The sequence below is a fragment of the Brevibacterium moorei genome (assembly GCF_024580735.1).
Lineage (GTDB): Bacteria > Actinomycetota > Actinomycetes > Actinomycetales > Brevibacteriaceae > Brevibacterium > Brevibacterium moorei.
This window is the reverse complement of record NZ_JANIJX010000034.1, coordinates 1-12,721: the sequence shown is the minus strand read 5'-3', so window position 1 is coordinate 12,721 and position 12,721 is coordinate 1. Positions and strand designations below refer to the sequence as shown.

The window sequence follows — 12,721 nt, the reverse complement described above, 5'->3', positions numbered from 1 at the left end:
TTCACTTATTGGCCTGTGAGAATTCGATCGTCACCTTGTCGGAGGCGACCTTGACGGTCCCGACCAGGCGGCGGTCCGCCGAGGCGCGCCAGGTCGCGCCCTTCGTCTTCGTGCTCTTGGCCTTGAACTTGAAGGACTGGGACGAATCGGTCATGAAGGTGCCCGAGGTCAGATTCGGTGACATGGTCGCCTTCACCGCGGGGTTCTTCGGGCCCGACCAGCGGGCGTCCTTCTCCTTGGCGTCCTTGCCCAGGGTCTTGCCGGATGACTTGGTCTTCGGATCGATGAAGAAGGGGCACCCGGAGGGCGCCCACTTGTGCTTCGAGTAGCAGGACGTGAGCTTGTCGGACACGGCCTTGCGGACGTCCTTGGTATATGTGTTGTTGGCCTTGAGCGTGGCCTTCAACGGCTTGGGCGAAGCCTCATCCGTGCCGAAACCCGCGACCGAGGTCTGGGTGACGCCGTCGTAGTACTTGCCGCCGGGCACCTTGAGCTCATAGCTGCCGGGGAACACGACGTAGTTGGCGTAGCCGTCCTCGGGTTGGAAGGCCTGGCCGTTGAGCGTCATGCCCTTGACATCGGGCAGGGCCGTCTGGATCACGGACAGCTGTGGGGCCTTGAGCCGCCACTTGTCGAAGACGAACTTCTCCTTGCCGGCCTTGGTGGCCTGCAGCGTCATCTTCCGGTCCTCGTCGCCGAGCTTGTAAGTGGCCTCGATGCGGGCGTTGTCTCCATCGACCTGGGCCTGCCCGACCTGTACATCGCTGATCTTCGACGCCGAGTTCTTCAGATAGGCGTCGTTGGTCAGGAGCGCGTCGCTGATATTCTCCGGCAGACTGAACGGCGCCAGTTCCCTCACCCGGCCGATGTCCCCGGAGGACAGGGCCTGGAAGTACTCGGCGACGACCTTGTCGGGACCGTGGTTCTTCTTGTTCACCGAACTCAGCACGGCGGCTGTCACACCCAGACCGGCCAGCAGCACCACCACGACGATCGCCGAGATGATGAGCGGCCAGAACGCCGCCGAGCGCCCCTTCCGCTGCGGCTGCGCATCGGGGCCGCCCGCCGCGCCGAAGGCCGCGGGTCCGGTCGGACCACCCGGACCACCCGGGCCGGTCGGGCCGTCCTGACCGCCCCTAGCGCCCGGGCCACCGGGCCCAGCGGGGGCATTCGGGCCCGTGGGCGAACCCTGACCTGCCCGGCCGCCGGGACCCGTAACCGGACCTTGCGGAGGGACCGGGCCGTGTGGCTGGACCGGGCCCTGACGATTCGCTGCCGCCGGGGCCGGTTGCGGGGTGCCCGGGGACGGGGGCAGCGGGGTGATTCGCTGTGTGGCCTGTGGCTCCGTGGTCGCACCCTGGTTCTGGGAGCCCTGCTGCGGTGCACGATCCGGTTGCGGGGGAACCGGCCGGTTGGCCTGGGCGGGTTTGACCTTGGGGGGCTGAGCCGGTGGCTGGGGAGCCTTGGGCGGTGTGACCGGTTTGTGCTGGGGGACCGCGGGCATCGGGGTCGTAGCCGACCCCGTATTGGGTGACGAAGACGGGGCGTCTGTAGCCTTCTTCTCCGGGTTCGACGCCGGCTTTTCCTGATCGCTCATTGCTGTCCTTCGGGTCTCCTCGTGTCCGCCTGGTGAGCGGCTCGAACGGTATCCCAAACTATCAGAGTCACTTGTTTATTGGGTGTGTCGTCACTCCCCTCCGCCTGGGTGACTCGGGCAAGATGGCGTACGTGAGTAAAGAACGCAACACCATGGCCAGGGACCTGCTCGATGGGATGGCCGGCAGTCTTAGGGTGCTGCTGCCCGCAGTGGTGGTGGGATTCGCCCTCGCCGCCGGCGCCTGGGCGATGACCATCACCCAGCAGCTGCCGGCGGGATCGGTGTTCAGCTGGACCGGTACCGTGCTGGGGGTCTTCCTCGGTATGCCCGCGGGGGCCGGGGGCCTCCTCGTGGCACTGCCGCCGACTCTGCCCGTGCTGGGGTTGTGGGCGTTGATCTACGCTGGTGCGGCGAAGTTGCGCCGTAACAGGGCGGTCGAGGCCGTACCTGGCGTCGGCCCCCAGTGGACATGTGCAGCGGGGTTCGTGCTTCCGCTGGTGCTCGGCGCACTGTGCACCGGGTTGTGGGCACCTCTGCTCGAGCCCGGTCCGGTGGGCTGGGCGCGGGCCGGGATCGTCGTGTGCAGCGCGGCGCTGGTCGGCCTGCGGCCAAGTCCCCCGGCAGGGTGGGTCCGCGCCGTCGACGGGCTCGGCGCGGGATTCACCGAGGTACTCGGCCGGGCGTGGGAGTTGCTGCGGCGGGTGGTGGTGGCGCTGGGTGGCGCCGCACTGGTGCTGATCGTCCTGGGCATCGTGCTGCGCTGGAATTCCGCCTGGGACGTTGTCGAACAGTACTCGGCTCCGGCGATGGCCGCGGTGGGTCTGGGGATCCTCCAGCTGTTGTACGCTCCGACCCTCATGGCCTTCTCCCTGGCCTGGATTACGGGTGCCGGGGTCGACCTGTCGGGTTCGGCGACCGGTTCCGCCTATGCCAGCGATGTCGGAATGCGTCCGGGTATCCCCGCGCTGGCACTCATGCCGGGCCAGCCGGCCGGCTGGGTGCCCGTCCTGGCGGCCGTGGTCGTGTTGGCGGGGATGTTCGCGGTGCTGGGCCGGCGGGCCTGGCGGGACCGGGTCGATTGGCCGGTGGTGGGCACGACCGCCGTGCTGGTATACGTATCCCTGGTCCTTGTCGCCGTCTTCTCCTGCGGCGGAGTGGGGCCCGGCGGCCTGGCTCGATTCGGGTTGGATCTGGTGCGCTTCCCCGCCTTCGTGACGGTCTTCGCAATGGCCGGCGTCTGCCTGGGCAGGGTGGCGCAGGTGCTGTCCACAAAAGCCGTAGAGGACTGAACGAGAAAAGCCGTACGGAACTGCATGATTGGAACCGAATGATGCCGGCCCGTCGGTTCGGCCCCATCGGTTCAGTCGCGCAGGAGCCACCCGGTCTGGCCCGTCAGGGACTTCATCAGGTTCTCGAGCTTATCGTCGTAGGTCGTCTGGCAGCCCAGCGCGGCCTGTTCGGTCAGCGCGGACTCCCTGCAGTCCTGGAGCTCCTGCTGCATCGGGTAGAACGCAACATTGCTGATCGTGCCCAACAGACACCAGCCGCAGCCCAATATTGCAATGATCACAGTCGGCAGCCAGGTTCCCCCGCGCTTGGCACGGGTCGAGGCGATGGCATAGCGGATGGCCCAGATGATCCCGGCGGCGGCGAACAGCCCCGCGGTCAGGCGCCAGGGCAGGGTGTAGAGGCTGGTCAACAGCGCGGCGGCGAACAGCACCATCATGACCATGCCCTCGCGGCCGGCCCTGGCGATCAGCTCCTTTGTCTTCTCATCGGGTTCGGGGGGTGTCGGGTTGCCGGGGCCGGTGCCATTCGGATCAAAAGAACTCACCGGATCAGTTTGGCATAGAATATGAGCGTGCGTTGTGTGCTCTTGGCTTCCGGAACAGGTTCGTTGACCCAGGCGGTGCTGCGCGCATTCCCGCCACGGCCCCAGGATGCGCGCCCGGCGCCCTCCGACGGCACCGGGGTGGAAATCGTGGCGGTCGGCTCCGACCGCGCCGATGCGCCGGTGTTGGACAAAGCCGCGGCCGCGGGCGCCACGACATTCACCTGTCTGCCGCGCGACTTCGCCGATCGGGCCGCCTGGAACCGTGGACTGCGTGATCTGGTCGCGGGATTCGAACCCGACTGGGTGGTCAGCGCCGGTTTCATGCGCATCCTCGGCGATGAGTTCGTCACGGCCTTCCCACAGCGGATCATCAACACCCATCCGGCTCTGCTTCCGTCATTCCCGGGTGCCCACGGCGTCCGCGACGCCCTGGCCTATGGGGCTAAGGTCACCGGTTCGACCATCCACTTAGTCGACGAGGGCGTCGACACGGGTCCCATCATCGCCCAGTTCCCGGTCGCCATCGCACCGGAGGACACAGAGGCGAGTCTGCACGAACGGATCAAGGCGGTGGAACAGCGGGAACTCGTGAACCTGCTGGAATTCCTCGGCCGGTCCTCCCTCAGTCTGACCGGTCGGATCGTGACCGGTTATGCGCCCCCGGCGTAAACCGCAACAGCTAGCCCAAGGAGACAACGTGGAAGGCGTCCGCCCTATCCGTCGTGCACTCATCAGCGTCTATGACAAGACCGGATTGGAGGACCTGGCCCGTGGCCTGGCCTCCGCCGGCGTCGAAATCGTGTCCACCGGCTCGACCGCGGCGAAAATCGCCGCCGCCGGTGTGCCAGTGGTCAAGGTCGAGGACCTGACCGGGTTCCCGGAATGCCTCGAGGGGCGCGTCAAGACCCTCCACCCCCGCGTCCACGCCGGGATCCTGGCCGATACCCGCAAGCCGGAACACCTGGCACAGCTGGAGGAACTGGGCGTCGAGGCCTTCGAACTGGTCGTCGTCAACCTGTATCCGTTCCAGCAGACGGTGGCCTCCGGCGCCGGGTATGACGAGTGCGTCGAGCAGATCGACATCGGCGGTCCCTCGATGGTCAGGGCAGCTGCCAAGAACCATCCCTCCGTGGCAGTGGTCGTCGACCCCGCCCGCTATCAGGAGGTCGTCGCGGCGGCCGCCTCCGGGGGCTTCGACCTCGCCACTCGCAAGCAGTTGGCGAAGGCGGCCTTCGAGCACACCGCGGCCTACGACGTCGCAGTCGCCAACTGGTTCGCCGCGCAGCTGGACGAACCCGCGGACCTGCCGCAGTTCTTCGGCACCACGGGTGTCAAACTGCACGATTTGCGCTATGGCGAGAACTCGCACCAGAACGCCGCCGTCTACACCGACGGCACGCATGGCCTGGCCACGGCCACCCAGCACGGCGGCAAGGAGATGTCCTACAACAACTACCAGGACACCGACGCAGCCGTCCGCGCCGCCTACGACTTCGACCGACCGGCCGTGGCCATCATCAAGCACGCCAATCCCTGTGGCATCGCGGTGGCCGACTCCGGCGTCGCAGCGCACAAGCTCGCCCACGCCTGCGATTCGCTGTCGGCATACGGCGGTGTCATCGCCACCAATGTCGAGGTCGACATGGCCTTCGCGGAATCGGTGCGCCCGATCTTCACCGAGGTCATCGCCGCTCCGTCATTCGCCCCGGATGCCCTCGAACTGCTGCAGACGAAGAAGAACCTGCGCATCCTGGAACTGGGCGACTACCAGCCGATCAAGCGCGAGTTCCGCCAGATCTCCGGGGGTGTGCTCGTCCAGGACCGCGATAACTTCCAGGCCGCCGGCGACCAGGTCTCCGGCTGGCAGCTGGTGTCAGGGGAGGCCGCGGACGCAGCGACTCTGGCCGACCTGGAATTCGCCTGGCGCGCCTGCCGGGCCGTGAAGTCCAACGCGATCCTGCTGGCCTCCGGCGGAGCCTCGGTGGGCGTGGGCATGGGCCAGGTCAACCGGGTCGATTCGGCGCACCTCGCGGTGGACCGGGCAGGGGCCGAACGGGCCAAGGGCTCCGTCGCCGCCTCCGATGCCTTCTTCCCCTTCGCCGATGGCCTGCAGGTGCTCATCGACGGCGGCGTCAAGGCCGTTGTGGCCCCCGGCGGTTCGATCCGCGACGACGAGGTGATTGCAGCGGCCGCCGCCGCCGGCATCACGATGTACTTCACGGGAACGCGCCATTTCTTCCACTGAGCCGGGCCCTCGGCCCCTTTCCACGCCACCCAAGCGGGGGCGTGGAAAGGGGCGTGGTCCCATTTCGAAACGCTGGATCTACTGGAAGCGCAGGTTCTCCAACCCGACGATGCGCGACTGGTTCCTGGGCCTGTGCCTGGTGTGGATCGTCGTTTCGTGCGCCCTGATGTTCGTACAGTTCAGGCTGGCCGCCTTCGTTCTGGCACTGTGCCCGATCACGATCGCGATCATGCGACTAAGCCCCACCGGGTTCCAACACGCCTGGTCGAACCGCACCCCGGCATATGATGCGACGGTGGGGTTTTTGGCGGGTTTCGGACTGATCGTCTTGGCCGCCGTCGTGCCGGGGGGTTAGGCTGGGAGTACGTGTTCGGCATCGGCGTTCCGATGCCGGGCCGTGGAACCATCCGATCCGACTCGAGGAGGACCATATGGGAATCGAAGACTTCGCCAACAAGGCCAAGGACGCGCTGGACAACGACCAGGTCAAGGACAAGGTCTCAGGCGCGACCGACTCCGCGGCGGAATTCGCCAAGGACAAGACCGGCGGTAAGTTCGACGAGCAGATCGACGGCGCAGCAGATACCATCAAGGGCAAGCTGGGCGGTCAGTGAGCTAGTCGCCACTGCCGAACGGGCCCCTGTCCGGATCCACTGGATCCGGACAGGGGCCCGTTGGCGTTGGCCTGGTTTTCCGCCTTAGAGCTTGTCAACCGGGGCATAGCGCAGCAGCAGTCGCTTGACACCGGCCGAGCCGAAGTCCACCTGGGCGACTGTTTTATCACCGCTGCCCTTGACCTCGACGACGGTGCCCAGTCCGAAGGACTCGTGGGACAGTTTGTCGCCGGGGACCACGGAGATCGCCTCACGGCCGGGCCTGATCCGGTTCGGGAACCCGCCGAGGCCCTTCGACCCACTCGCCCGGGACGCGGAGCCGGAACCGAACGCCGGGGAGCCGAAACCGGCCGAACCACCGGACCCAGTGGACTCCCATTCGATCAGATCCTGCGGGATCTCGACGAGGAAGCGACTGGGCGGATTATACTGCGGCTGTCCCCACATGGAGCGGGTCTCGGCCCGGGAAATGAACAATCTGCGTTTGGCGCGGGTCAGACCGACATAGGCAAGCCGGCGTTCCTCGTCCATCTCCTGTTTCGAACCCATGGAACGCTGGTGCGGAAAGGTCCCGTCCTCCATCCCGGTGAGGAACACCACGGGGAACTCGAGGCCCTTGGCGGTGTGCAGGGTCATCAGGGTGACCTCGCCCTGATCCTGGTCGGGGATCTGGTCGGCGTCGGCGGAGAGCGAAACCGATTCCAGGAACTCCTCCAAGCCGGCGTCGGGCTGGCGCGTGTGGAAGTCCTCGGCCACCGCGACGAGTTCGGCCAGGTTGTCCACCCTGGCCTCGTCCTGCGGATCCCGGCTGGAGCGCAACTCATCGAGGTACCCGGTCTGCTCCAACACCGCCTCGATCACCCGCGAGGGTGCGGCCCCATCCGTGGTGGTGCGCAGTTCGGCCAGCAGTGTCCGGAAGGCCGCGAGCGGCTTGAGCGAGCGGGAGGTCAGCCCGGGGATCTCGTCCGTGCGCTCCAGGGCGTCGAAGAAGCTGATGCGCTCGCGGGCTGCGAAGGCCGCGACGAAGGCCACCGTGCGATCGCCGATCGACCGCTTGGGCACGTTGATGATCCTGCGCAGGTTGACATCGTCTGCCGGATTGACCAGCACCCGGGCGTATGCCAGGGCGTCCTTGATCTCCTTGCGCTCGTAGAATTTGGTGCCGCCGACGACCTTGTAGGGCAGGCCGGCACGGATCAGCGCGTCCTCGAGCGCGCGGGACTGCGCATTCGTGCGGTAGAAGATCGCGAAGTCGCCGTAGGTGTAGCCGGCGTCCTCGTCGCGCAGCCGGTCGATTCGATCGACGACGAACTGCGCCTCGTCGGCCTCCGTCTGCGCGACCCATCCGGTGATGAGCTCGCCATCGCCCCGGTCGGTCCACAGCCGTTTGACGCGGCGGCCCTCGTTGTTGCTGATGACCGCGTTGGCAGCACTCAGGATGTTCTGGGTGGACCGGTAGTTCTGCTCCAGCAGAATGGTCGTGGCGTCGGGGAAGTCCTTTTCGAACTCCACGATATTGCGCACCGTCGCGCCGCGGAAGGCGTAGATGGACTGGTCGGCATCGCCGACCACCGTCAGTTCTGCGGTGTCCACCTGCGCATCGGCCCCCGCCAGTGCGCGGATCAGCCGGTACTGGGCCGGATTGGTGTCCTGATATTCGTCGACCAGGATATGTCGGAACCTGGCGTGGTAGTTCGCGGCAACGGCGGGGAATGCCTCCAGCAGGCCCACGGTCTCCATGATGAGGTCGTCGAAGTCGTAGGCGTTGGCCAGGCGCAGCCGATCGGTGTAGCGGCGGTAGACGTCCAGCAGCACCCGGTCGGCGGGGGAATCGGACTTCATAGTGGCGGCGAAGTCATCGACGTCGACCAGATCGTTCTTCCGGTTGGAGATCCGGTGCTGGAGGGACTTGGGGGTGAACTTCTTGGAGTCGAGGTCGGCCTCCTTGACCACCTGGGTGATCAGGCGCAGGGAGTCTGCGGAATCGTAGATCGTGAAATTGGACTTGCGTCCCAGGGTCGCGGCCTCGCGGCGCAGGATCCGCACGCAGGCGGAGTGGAAGGTCGATATCCACATGGCTCCGGCCGCCCGGCCCACCAGGGAGGCGATGCGCTCCTGCATCTCCCTGGCCGCCTTGTTCGTGAACGTGATGGCCAGCACCTGTCCCGGGTGGGCCCGGCCGCGGGCCAGGGCATAGGCGATCCGCCTGGTCAGCACGGTGGTCTTGCCGGAGCCGGCACCTGCGACGATGAGCAGCGCCGAGCCGGTGTGTGTGACCGCCTGGGCCTGCTGGGGGTTCAGGCCCTCGAGCAGGTGTGCGGCCGTGTCGTCGTCGGACCGTCGGCCGGTATCGGCTCGTTGATCACCGCCGGCCTGTGCGGACGCGGCCGCCGAGGGCGCGGGAGCCCTGCGGCCGGCGGTCGGGGCGGTGTTGAGGAAATCGAAAGGAGAACTCATCACATCTGCAAACTAACAGGCGGCCCTGACACACCATGGTGCGGGCCGCCTATCGCTAGGAGGGAGTCGGGGAGAATCGGTCAGGCGTAGGGCAGGACCAGAGCCGCGATCACGGCGAGCAGGGCTGCGCCGAAGGACAGATGGGCGAAGGTGGCCGAGGGCTGCGGCTTGGCGTCGGCGGCTCCCGTATAGGCCTTCTGCCGCTTATTGCCCAGGAAGGCGAAGACCGCGACCAGAATGCCCAGCACCAGCTTGACGCCCAGCACCCCGCGCATGCCCATGGTCGCGCTGTGCTGTGCCTCCAGCAGGCCGAACATGATGATGCCGGTGAGCAGCTGCAGGTAGGATCCGTGCAGCATTCCGGGGATGACCTTGGGGTTCTTGATGTTGGCGAAATACGAGCCGACGATGATGGCCATGCCGAGCAGGTGGAGGAATAGGAGGACGCTTTGCAGAATTGCCATACGGCATATTTTAGTGGAAAGATAATCAACCGTATGCTTAGCTCCGCCTGGGTGAGCGGCTGCACATGCCGGTGTGCATGGGCTGTGGTTCAGGTGGTGTGACAGTGGACAATCCGCCATGGTGTAACGGCAGCACGCCGGCCTTTGGAGCCGTGCAGTCCAGGTTCGAATCCTGGTGGCGGAGCGTTGTGCAATCGGTCGGAAGGGAATGCGCATGACCGAACATCGGCCTGCAGCCGTCATCGTATTGGCCGCGGGAGCTGGAACCCGCATGAAGTCAGCCACACCCAAGGTGTTGCATCGGATCGGCGGTCGCACGCTGGTCCACCATGCGCTGGCCGCCGCGGCGGGCACGGGGGCGGATCACCTGGTCGCGGTGCTGCGACACGAGCGGGAACTGGTCGCAGGCCATATTGCGCAGTTGGCAGACGAACTGCCCCTGACCGTCGAATTGGCCGAGCAGGGCCAGGTCCCCGGCACCGGTGCCGCCGCTGAATGTGCGCTCGGGGTCCTGCCGGTGGATCTGGCGGGCACCGTGGTCGTGACCTACGGCGATGTGCCCCTGTTGACCTCGGAAACCCTCGACGAACTGGTGGGATTCCACGAGGCCGGTGGCAATGGCGTCACCGTGCTCAGCGCCCAGCTGGGCGATCCGACCGGCTACGGCCGGATCGTGCGCGACGCCTCGGGCGCACTCGAGCGCATCGTGGAGCAGAAGGACGCCGATGAGGCGACCCGCGCGATCACGGAGATCAACTCGGGCATCTACGCTTTCGATGCCGCGGTGCTGCGCACCTCGCTGGCCAAGGTGTCCACGGAGAACAATCAGCGGGAGAAGTACCTGACCGATGTCATCGAGATCGCCCGTGACGCCGGATCGCCGGTGGCCGCTCTGCCGATCGACGATGTCTGGCAGGTCGAGGGTGCCAACGACCGGGTGCAGTTGGCGGGTCTGGGTGCCGAGCTCAATCGTCGGATCCTTACGCACTGGATGCGCGAGGGCGTGACGGTGGTCGACCCCACCACCACCTGGATCGATGCGGATGTGGAACTCGCCGCAGACGTCACGATCCTGCCGGGCGTGCAGCTGCACGGGGCGACGAAGGTCGATACAGGGGCCGAGATCGGCCCGGACTCCACCCTGACCGACGTCGAGGTGGGCGCCGGCGCCAGTGTGATCCGAACCCACGGGAGCCTGTCGGTGATCGGAGCGGGAGCCAAGGTCGGCCCCTTCGCCTATCTGCGCCCCGGCACCGAACTGGGCGCCGACGGTAAGATCGGGACCTTCGTGGAGACCAAGAACGCCCACATCGGCCGGGCCTCGAAGGTACCCCACCTGACCTACGTCGGGGATGCCACGATCGGCGAGGAGTCGAATATCGGCGCCTCCTCGGTCTTCGTCAACTACGACGGGGTGAACAAGCACCACACCACCGTCGGCTCGCATGTGCGCACCGGTTCGGACACGATGTTCGTGGCCCCGGTGAACGTGGGCGACGGAGCCTATTCCGGTGCCGGGACCGTGATCCGCAAGGACGTTCCCGCCGGCGCGCTGGCCCTGACCTATGGCCCGCAGAAGATCGTCGAAGACTGGGTCATCGAGCATCGCCCGGGAACCCCCGCGGCGGAGGCGGCTGCTGCCGCGAAGAAGAAGTCAGAAGAAGACTAAACAGGGAACACGGGTAGAAGGGGAAGACACGTGAACTCAATCACGACGGCGGGCGAGAAGCGCCTCGTCCTGGTCACGGGACGGGCTAACACCGAACTTGCGGAGCAGGTGGCCGAGAACCTCGGGACGGAACTGTTGCCGACGGATCTGTACAACTTCGCCAACGGCGAGATCTATGTGCGGTTCGGGGAATCGGTGCGCGGTGCGGACGCATTCGTCATGCAGTCGCACTGTGCGCCGATCAACGACTGGGTGATGGAACAGCTGATCATGATCGACGCGCTCAAACGCGCATCGGCCAAGCGGATCACCGTGATCGCGCCGTTCTTCCCCTATGCCAGGCAGGACAAGAAGCACCGCGGCCGCGAGCCCATCTCGGCCCGCCTGCTGGCCGATCTGTTCAAGACCGCCGGCGCCGACCGGGTGATCACCGTGGATTTGCACACTGCGCAGATCCAGGGCTTCTTCGACGGTCCGGTCGACCACCTGGTGGCAATGCCGATCCTGGCCGATTACGTCAAGCAGAAGTACACCGGCGATCTGGCCGTGGTATCCCCGGACGCCGGGCGCATCAAGGTCGCCGAGAACTGGTCTGCGAAGCTGGGCGGTGCCCCGCTGGCCTTCATCCACAAGACGCGTGACATCACGCGGCCGAACCAGACGAAGGCCAACCGGGTCGTCGGCGATGTCGAGGGCCGCACCTGCGTGCTGGTCGACGACATGATCGACACCGGCGGCACGATCGTGCAGGCCGCAGAGGCCTGCATGAATGCCGGAGCCACGGGCGTTGTCATCGTCTCCACGCACGCGGTCTTCTCCGGACCCGCCGTGGAGCGCCTGGAGAACTCCGTGGCTCAAGAGGTCATCGTGACCAACACGCTGCCCTTGGAAGACGAGAAGAAGTTCGACAAGCTGACCGTGCTGTCGATCGCCCCGCTGCTGGCCCGCGCCGTGCACGAGGTGTTCGAGGACGGCTCGGTGACGAGCCTGTTCAATATCTGATAACATATTATCGTTTGCCTCGGCGAGGGAGGCCCGGTTGGGCTCTCCGTTATCGACGCGGTTCTTCGACACGCTCCTGCGGTTCACGCCCGGTCCTGTGTTCGAGCCCCGACGCCCGAGGAATCGAACCGATCAAAGGAGTGAAACATGGCTGATATCAATCTGAGCGCCGAACTGCGCGAGGGCTTTGGCAAGGGCGCTGCCCGCACCCTGCGCCGCGCCGGTCGCGTGCCCGCCGTCGTCTACGGTCACGGCACCGATCCCGTCCACATCTCGGTGGATGCGCACACCACCCGCCTGGCCCTGCGCCACGCGAATGCGCTGTTCGAGCTGGAGATCGCCGGGGGCGAGAACACCCTGGCCATCGCTCGCGAGGTCCAGAAGCACCCGGTGAGCCGCGAACTCGAGCACATCGACTTCGTCATCGTGCGCCGCGGCGAAAAGGTCGAGGTCGACGTTCCGCTGACCCTGGTCGGCGAGGCCGCACCGAGCACCCTGGTCCAGCACGAGGAACTGACCCTGGCGGTGCTGGCGGACGCGACCGCCCTGCCCGAGTCGATCTCGGTCGACATCACCGGCCGCGGAGTCGGTGAGCACGTGTTCGCCAAGGACATCGCGCTGCCCGCCGGTGTCGAGCTGGTGGCCGACCCCGAACTGCTGGTCGTCAACGTCTCCGCCGAGATCAGCGAGGCCCAGCTCGAGGCCGAACTGGGCGAAACCCCCGCGGACGACGAAGCTGCAGAGGAAGAGACCCCCGCAGCGGAGTGACCCGGACACCGGTGAACAACCGGTGATGTCCACGGCGGCCGCACACCGCACCTGAGGGTGCGGTGTGCGGC

General features: G+C 66.5%; 12 protein-coding genes and 1 tRNA gene. 9 read left to right on the top strand and 4 right to left on the bottom strand.

All coding sequences use genetic code 11. From position 1 onward, the window contains the following. Window position 1: 1 nt before the first annotated feature. Window positions 2–1,597, bottom strand: a complete 1,596-nt coding sequence (locus NQ034_RS15040; protein ID WP_257049853.1) for a hypothetical protein — start codon at window positions 1,595–1,597, stop codon at window positions 2–4. Between the two features lie 131 nt (window positions 1,598–1,728). Here NQ034_RS15040 and NQ034_RS15035 point away from each other — a divergent pair, with 131 nt between their 5' ends. Then, window positions 1,729–2,886, top strand: coding sequence for a cell division protein PerM (locus NQ034_RS15035; protein ID WP_257049852.1), 1,158 nt, complete (start codon window positions 1,729–1,731; stop codon window positions 2,884–2,886). Window positions 2,887–2,957: 71 nt separating this feature from the next. On the opposite strand, the gene NQ034_RS15030 is transcribed toward NQ034_RS15035, so the two are convergent. Next, window positions 2,958–3,431: a hypothetical protein gene (locus NQ034_RS15030; RefSeq protein ID WP_257049851.1), complete on the bottom strand. Its 474-nt coding sequence runs from the start codon at window positions 3,429–3,431 to the stop codon at window positions 2,958–2,960. A 27-nt stretch (window positions 3,432–3,458) separates the two neighbouring features. Between NQ034_RS15030 and purN the strand changes: the two genes are divergently transcribed. From purN to NQ034_RS15010, 4 genes are all read left to right on the top strand, one after another. Continuing rightward, entirely contained in the window at window positions 3,459–4,100 is a 642-nt protein-coding gene (gene purN / locus NQ034_RS15025; protein ID WP_257049850.1) for a phosphoribosylglycinamide formyltransferase, read from the top strand. Beyond that, window positions 4,084–5,676, top strand: a complete 1,593-nt coding sequence (gene purH / locus NQ034_RS15020; RefSeq protein ID WP_257049849.1) for a bifunctional phosphoribosylaminoimidazolecarboxamide formyltransferase/IMP cyclohydrolase — start codon at window positions 4,084–4,086, stop codon at window positions 5,674–5,676. Before purN ends, purH begins: the two co-directional genes overlap by 17 nt. A 109-nt stretch (window positions 5,677–5,785) precedes the next feature. After that, on the top strand, window positions 5,786–6,031 hold the full coding sequence (locus tag NQ034_RS15015; protein WP_257049848.1) for a hypothetical protein: 246 nt from the start codon (window positions 5,786–5,788) through the stop codon (window positions 6,029–6,031). A 76-nt stretch (window positions 6,032–6,107) separates the two neighbouring features. Next, complete coding sequence (locus NQ034_RS15010; RefSeq protein WP_257049847.1) at window positions 6,108–6,290, top strand: antitoxin; 183 nt, start codon at window positions 6,108–6,110, stop codon at window positions 6,288–6,290. An 84-nt stretch (window positions 6,291–6,374) separates the two neighbouring features. Here NQ034_RS15010 and pcrA read toward each other — a convergent pair whose 3' ends face one another. Together pcrA and NQ034_RS15000 are read right to left on the bottom strand one after the other, a co-directional pair. Further along, window positions 6,375–8,747, bottom strand: a complete 2,373-nt coding sequence (gene pcrA, locus NQ034_RS15005) for a DNA helicase PcrA (protein ID WP_257049846.1) — start codon at window positions 8,745–8,747, stop codon at window positions 6,375–6,377. Window positions 8,748–8,827: 80 nt separating this feature from the next. Next, complete coding sequence (locus NQ034_RS15000; RefSeq protein WP_257049845.1) at window positions 8,828–9,211, bottom strand: hypothetical protein; 384 nt, start codon at window positions 9,209–9,211, stop codon at window positions 8,828–8,830. Between the two features lie 112 nt (window positions 9,212–9,323). On the opposite strand from NQ034_RS15000, the gene NQ034_RS14995 reads away from it, so the two are divergent. The 4 genes from NQ034_RS14995 (at window position 9,324) to NQ034_RS14980 (ending at window position 12,650) form a co-directional block, all read left to right on the top strand. Next, window positions 9,324–9,395 (top strand) — tRNA-Gln (locus NQ034_RS14995). A 30-nt stretch (window positions 9,396–9,425) separates the two neighbouring features. After that, window positions 9,426–10,880 carry a bifunctional UDP-N-acetylglucosamine diphosphorylase/glucosamine-1-phosphate N-acetyltransferase GlmU gene (glmU, locus tag NQ034_RS14990; RefSeq protein WP_257049844.1) on the top strand — a complete coding sequence of 485 codons (1,455 nt, stop codon included), beginning with the start codon at window positions 9,426–9,428 and terminating at the stop codon, window positions 10,878–10,880. 30 nt (window positions 10,881–10,910) lie between these two features. Further along, window positions 10,911–11,882: a ribose-phosphate diphosphokinase gene (locus tag NQ034_RS14985; RefSeq protein WP_257049843.1), complete on the top strand. Its 972-nt coding sequence runs from the start codon at window positions 10,911–10,913 to the stop codon at window positions 11,880–11,882. A 147-nt stretch (window positions 11,883–12,029) separates the two neighbouring features. Continuing rightward, window positions 12,030–12,650 (top strand): 50S ribosomal protein L25/general stress protein Ctc, encoded by a 621-nt coding sequence (locus tag NQ034_RS14980; protein ID WP_257049842.1) that lies wholly within the window; start codon window positions 12,030–12,032, stop codon window positions 12,648–12,650. Window positions 12,651–12,721: the final 71 nt, after the last annotated feature.

What these genes read in the sequence shown, in the direction of transcription:
- NQ034_RS14980 (WP_257049842.1), top strand. Translation starts at nt 12,030, where the DNA reads ATGGCTGATATCAATCTGAGCGCCGAACTGCGCGAGGGCTTTGGCAAG.
- NQ034_RS15010 (WP_257049847.1), top strand. Translation starts at nt 6,108, where the DNA reads ATGGGAATCGAAGACTTCGCCAACAAGGCCAAGGACGCGCTGGACAAC.
- NQ034_RS15040 (WP_257049853.1), bottom strand. Translation starts at nt 1,597, where the DNA reads ATGAGCGATCAGGAAAAGCCGGCGTCGAACCCGGAGAAGAAGGCTACA.
- pcrA (WP_257049846.1), bottom strand. Translation starts at nt 8,747, where the DNA reads ATGAGTTCTCCTTTCGATTTCCTCAACACCGCCCCGACCGCCGGCCGC.
- glmU (WP_257049844.1), top strand. Translation starts at nt 9,426, where the DNA reads ATGACCGAACATCGGCCTGCAGCCGTCATCGTATTGGCCGCGGGAGCT.
- purH (WP_257049849.1), top strand. Translation starts at nt 4,084, where the DNA reads ATGCGCCCCCGGCGTAAACCGCAACAGCTAGCCCAAGGAGACAACGTG.
- NQ034_RS15000 (WP_257049845.1), bottom strand. Translation starts at nt 9,211, where the DNA reads ATGGCAATTCTGCAAAGCGTCCTCCTATTCCTCCACCTGCTCGGCATG.
- NQ034_RS15015 (WP_257049848.1), top strand. Translation starts at nt 5,786, where the DNA reads ATGCGCGACTGGTTCCTGGGCCTGTGCCTGGTGTGGATCGTCGTTTCG.